The sequence below is a fragment of the Arthrobacter sp. 05L45_2 genome (assembly GCF_056397525.1).
Map to the genome: position 1 here is coordinate 1 of NZ_JBFTNO010000212.1, position 5450 is coordinate 5450.

At 68.5% G+C, this 5450-nt stretch carries 4 protein-coding genes; 2 read left to right on the top strand and 2 right to left on the bottom strand.

Going from position 1 to position 5450, the window contains the following annotated elements; genetic code table 11:
* A partial coding sequence (locus AC1DHD_RS13915) for an ammonium transporter (protein ID WP_476880282.1) occupies positions 1-1142 on the bottom strand: 1142 nt, incomplete at its 3' end.
* A gap of 327 nt (positions 1143-1469) precedes the next feature.
* Here AC1DHD_RS13915 and AC1DHD_RS13920 point away from each other — a divergent pair.
* Positions 1470-2549, top strand: a complete 1080-nt coding sequence (locus AC1DHD_RS13920; protein WP_476880283.1) for an LLM class flavin-dependent oxidoreductase — start codon at positions 1470-1472, stop codon at positions 2547-2549.
* On the opposite strand, the gene AC1DHD_RS13925 is transcribed toward AC1DHD_RS13920, so the two are convergent.
* The gene (locus AC1DHD_RS13925) at positions 2546-3760 is read right to left on the bottom strand and encodes a DUF4232 domain-containing protein (RefSeq protein WP_476880284.1); all 1215 of its coding nucleotides are present in this window, start codon (positions 3758-3760) and stop codon (positions 2546-2548) included. The genes AC1DHD_RS13920 and AC1DHD_RS13925 overlap by 4 nt on opposite strands.
* Positions 3761-3907: 147 nt before the next feature.
* On the opposite strand from AC1DHD_RS13925, the gene AC1DHD_RS13930 reads away from it, so the two are divergent.
* Positions 3908-5389, top strand: coding sequence for a purine-cytosine permease family protein (locus AC1DHD_RS13930; RefSeq protein WP_476880285.1), 1482 nt, complete (start codon positions 3908-3910; stop codon positions 5387-5389).
* Positions 5390-5450 lie beyond the last annotated feature (61 nt).

The window sequence follows — 5450 nt, forward strand, 5'->3', positions numbered from 1 at the left end:
CCCATGGTCTTGTGGATGGCGAGGCCGATGACCGCCGTCGCCAGCCCGGAGAGGGCGACCGTGATCAGCACGGCAACGGTCTGAGCCACCAGCTGGTGCAGCCCGCCGCCGTAGAAGAGGCCGCCGCCGTGCCCGTCCACCGGCAGGGCGATGAGGCCCAGTGCCAGGGTTCCGACCAGGCCGCCGCCGAGGTGGACGCCGACGACGTCGAGCGAGTCATCGAAGCCGAATTTGAACTTGAGGTCCACGAAGACGCAGCACGCGGCGCCTGCCACCAAGCCCAGGCCGACGGCGGCCAGCGGGCTGATGTTGGCGCAGGACGGGGTGATCGCGACCAGGCCGGCCACGACGCCGGAGGCCGCGCCGAGGGACGTGGGGTGTCCGTGGCGGCTCTTCTCGACCACGAGCCAGGACAGCATGGCCGCGGCCGGGGCGGCGAGGGTGTTGATCCAGATCAGGCCCGCCTGCTCCACGGTGGTCGCGGCGCCGGCGTTGAAGCCGAACCAGCCGAACCAGAGCACTCCGGCACCGAGCATGACGAACGGGATGTTGTGCGGGCGGTGGGCTGGATCCTTGCCGAAGCCGTGGCGGTTGCCCAGGATGAAGACCAGCACGAGGGCCGCGGTGCCGGAGCTGATCTCCACGACGGTGCCGCCGGCGAAGTCGATGACCTGACCGAAGACCGAGCTGACGGCGCCGCCGGCGCTCATGAGGCCGCCACCCCAGACCATGTAGGCCAGCGGGCAGTAGACCACGGTGATCCAGAGCGGGACGAAGAGTGCCCACGCGGTGAACTTGGCGCGGTCGGCGATGGCGCCGCTGATCAGGGCGACGGTGATAATGGCGAAAGTTGCGCTGAAGGCGGCTTTGAGGAGCTCGGGGGAGCCCATGAGCCGGCTCAGTCCCGCGGTGGCGAAYGGGTCCCCGAAGATGCCGAGGACGCCCTTGCCTGTGGTCATCGAGTAGCCCCAGAGGACCCAGACCACACCGACGATGCCGGCCGAGACGAAGCTCATCATGATCATGTTCAGTGAGGCCTTGGCCCGCGTCATGCCGCCGTAAAAGAGGCCGAGTGCCGGGGTCATCAGCAGCACGAGGGCCGTGGAGACCATGATCCAGATGTTTCCCGCGGTGAGTTCCACCTGCGTGTCCCTTCTCAACAAATTCGCTGTACCGGGACGCCTCGCCGCCGGCCCCCAACCGGGTTTAATCTTCGCCGGGCAGTGTTTCAGGCAGTCGGGACCTGCGTTGCGGGGACGTTACAGGAATCGCTGTTTCGTGAAGGACGCGTGACGGGTGTGTTTCCGGGATGTTAACGGGGCCTCTCCACCCGTCCCCGCCCACCCGCCGTTTCGACGGTTCCGTGCCCACTCGACGGGTCCGGGCGTCGATCCGGCTGGGAACCGTCGAGACGGGGCAGCGGGGCGGGGGTGTGGAATGAATCGAGATACTTGAATGTTCAATAAAGTATGGACTTTGGCATCTTTACCTTCGGCGAACTATCCCGCAACCTCAGCACCGGCAAGGCGCTGTCCCCGCACCAGCGATTGAAGGAGCTCATTGAGCTGGCCAAACTCGCTGACCAGGCAGGACTCGGATTCCTGGGCCTCGGCGAGCACCACCGCCACGACTTCGCTCTTTCCGCACCCGAAATCGTGCTCGCCGCCATTGCCCGGGAGACCACAAACCTGCGGCTCAGCACGGCCGTCACGGTCCTTTCCACCCAGGACCCGGTCCGCCTCTTCGAACAATTCGCCACCCTGGACCTGATCTCCGACGGGCGCGCCGAAATCATCGCGGGCCGCGGCGCCTTCGTGGAGTCCTACCCGCTCTTCGGCCACCGGCTGGAGGACTACGACGCCCTCTTTGACGAGAAGCTGCGGATGCTGCTGGACCTGCGGGACAACGCCGTCGGGCACTGGCAGGGAACCCTCACGCAGAGCCTGGCGGGACTGGACATCGCCCCGCGTCCGCTGCAGGACAGGCTCCCCGTCTGGGTCGGGGTGGGCGGGACACCGGCCAGCTTCGCGCGGGCCGGCCGGCTGGGCCTGCCGCTGTTTGTAGCGCTGCTCTCCGGGCCAGCCAGGTTCCGGCGCCTCGTGGAGCTGTACCGCCAGAGCGCCGCCGACGCCGGACACGACCCCGCCGGGATGCAGGTGGGCGCGGGCGGGCATTTCTACGCGGCGCCCACCTCCCAGCAGGCCCGCGACACCTTTTACCCGTACTACCGGGCGTACTTCGAGCAGAACATGCCCCGCCCCGTGGACCACTTCCCGCGCTCCACCTTCGATGAGTGGACCGAGCCCGGCGGCGGGCTGCTGGTGGGAAGTCCGCAGCAGATTGTGGAGAAGCTGCTCGAAATCCACTCGACCCTGGGCAACAGCCGGTACATGGCCCAGATCGGGCTCGGCGGCCTGCCGTTCGCCGAGACGGCGCGCTCCATTGAACTGCTGGCCACGGAAATCATGCCCGCCGTGAACCGCGAGATCGGCGCTGCCGCAGTGACGGCAGCGACTCAGCCAACCCCATCGGCGGCCCGGCCCGTCTAAGCCGCGGGCTTGGCCAGGCTCCAGGCCGTCACGGCCACGTAGCCGCCGTTCACTACGTCGAGGTCCGCGGGCAGGCTGGTCCGCGCTGCGCCCGGGAAAGGCGCCACCAGGACTGTGCCCACCCTGGTGTCGCCGGCGCCGGCCATGGCGTTCCAGCCCAGGAACGCCTGCGCGGCAGCGCCCGCGGGCAGGGTGACGGACCGGGCGCCCGGGTCCGTGGTCATAAACGAACCGCCGTGGACCGGCAGGATGTCCATGGCCCAGCCGGCGGTGTCGTCGAAGGCAACATCCGGGTAGGCGTTGAGGACGCACGGGGCCCGGCCGGTGTTGACCAGCCGGACCGGCATGCCCCGGTGTCCGGTGGCGGCGTCGGGCTCACCGAGCGAGATCTTCACCTGCGCGCTGCGGCACCAGCCTGGCTCGGGAGCCTGGAACGAGGGGCCCACTGTCGGTGAACCGTAGACCACGGGCGGTGTGGTGGACGTTGGCGCGGGGACCGGGATGAGCTGCGCGGCCGCTGCCCGGTTCGCCGCCCCGGACAGGGGAGCGGCGGCCACCAGCAGGACGGCGGCGACGGCGGTGGCCGTGAGGACGGTTCCGCCCGCCGGGCGGCGCCGGCTGTGGTTCCCGTCGACGACGACGCCGGCCGCGCCACCGACGCCGGCCGCGCCACTGTCGCCGCCGGCCCGTCCGTCGTGGGTCCGGGCCGCCAGGAACCGCCACACCCGGGCCGGGACCCAGCCCCAGACGATGCCCCAGTAGCCGCCGGCGAGCACCGCGGGCCCAACGCCGTCGAACAGTGAGGCGGCGCGCATCGGCGGCCACTGCGCCAGGATGCTCCCCGCGGACCACAACGCGCTGGTGAGGAAAGATGCGAGCACCACGCTGAACCACACGCTCATCAGCCCGGCCCGGGCACCGGCCCCGACCGCCGTCGGCTGCGGGACGGCAACACGCAGCAGGACTGTCAACAGGCCCATCAAGGTCAGCGCCGACAGGGCCGGGACCACCACTGGCCACGGCATCACCGAATGCCAGCTGGCCGCGGCCACGGTTTCCGGAACCACCAGCCGGGCGAAGGAAGCCGGGACCCTGCCGAACCAGCTCAATGCCGCGAACAAGCCGCCGCTGAGCAGCCAACCGAAGGCCGCCGCCGTTACCGTTATTGCCGCCCTTGTGCTGCCCGCCGTAGCCCCCGTGYGTATCCCCATGCCCGCCAGCCTAGTTGAGCCGGTGTGCGCCGGAACGGCGGGCAGTCCGGAATCCCGGACGAAAATGTGGTTTTATCCCGTGATCCAGGTCACCGTGCATGCTCAGATGTACTGACCACCCCAGCCTGAGTTTTAGTGAGGACAACCATGCAAGCTGCGACACGAACGGGAACCGCCGGGCAGCGCGTCGAGCGCCGCTCCATCGACTTCGTTCCGGAGAATGAACGGCACGGATCTCCCGGGCAGCAGTTCACGCTGTGGTTCGGCGCCAACATGCAAATCACCGCCATTGTGGACGGCGCCCTGGCCGTGCTGTTCGGCGCCGACGCGCTCTGGGCGATCCTGGGCCTCCTCGTGGGCAACGTGCTCGGCGGAGCGGTGATGGCCCTGCACGCGGCACAGGGTCCGAAGCTTGGCCTGCCGCAGATGATCTCCAGCCGTGCCCAGTTTGGTGTGTTCGGGGCCGTCATTCCGTTGGTGCTCGTCATCATCATGTACCTCGGGTTCGCTGCGACCGGCACCGTCCTCGCGGGCCAGGCCGTCGACCAGATCACGCACACGGGAACCCCCGCCGTCGGCATGCTGATCTTCGGCGCCCTCACGGTCCTTGTCGCGACCCTGGGCTACAAATACATCCACCTCCTGGGCCGGATCTCCACGGTCATCGGCGTCCTCGGCTTCACCTACCTCGGAATCCGGCTGCTGGCCAGCCAGGACGTCGGAGCCCTGCTGGCCTCCGGGTCCTTCGAGTTCCCGACTTTCCTGCTCGCCATCTCGCTGGGCGCCGGGTGGCAGCTGACCTACGGACCCTACGTTGCGGACTACTCGCGCTACTTGCCCTCCAACACCCCGGCGCGCAAGACCTTCCTCGCCGCGTTCCTCGGCACCGTCCTGGGCTCCCAGTGGTCCATGACCCTCGGCGCCCTGTTCGCGTCGCTGGCGTTGCCCAAGGGCCAGCGTTTCCTTGACGGGCAGGTCGCCTTCCTGGGGAACCTCAGCGGCGGCGGGCTGATCGCCGTCGTCATCTACCTGGTCATTGTCACCGGGAAGCTGACCGTGAACACGCTCAACGCCTACGGCGGCTACATGACCATGCTGACCTCGGTCTCGGCGTTCACCCGCAAAACCGCCGCCCCGTCGCGGACCCGCTTCGCCTACGTCATCGGCTTCATTGGCCTCACGGTGCTGATCGCCATGCTGGCGTCCCCGGACTTCATCGCCAACTTCAAGAACTTCGTCCTGCTGCTGCTGATGGTCTTCATCCCGTGGAGCTCCATCAACCTTGTGGACTACTACCTCTTCTCCAAGGAAAAGGTGGACATCCCGGCGCTCTACGATCCGAACGGCCGCTACGGGCGGTGGAACCGGACGGCGCTGCTGGCCTACGGCATCGGGATTGTCGTCCAGATCCCGTTCCTGGCACAGACCCTCTACACCGGCCCCATGACCGAGGTCCTGGGCGGGGCCGACATCTCGTGGCTGGTGGGCCTCGTGGTCACCGCGCTGGTGTTTTACCCCCTTGCCAAGCGCAACTCCAACGCCCCGGCGGAGATGATCTACCCGAACGACGGCGGCCAGCCCACCACAGCAGCCGAGGCGGACCGGCTCGCCGGCACCCCGGTGGCCTGACGCGCCGTCGGACTTTCCCGACATCGAACCCCATCCGCAGCGCCGTTTCGACGGTTCCGTG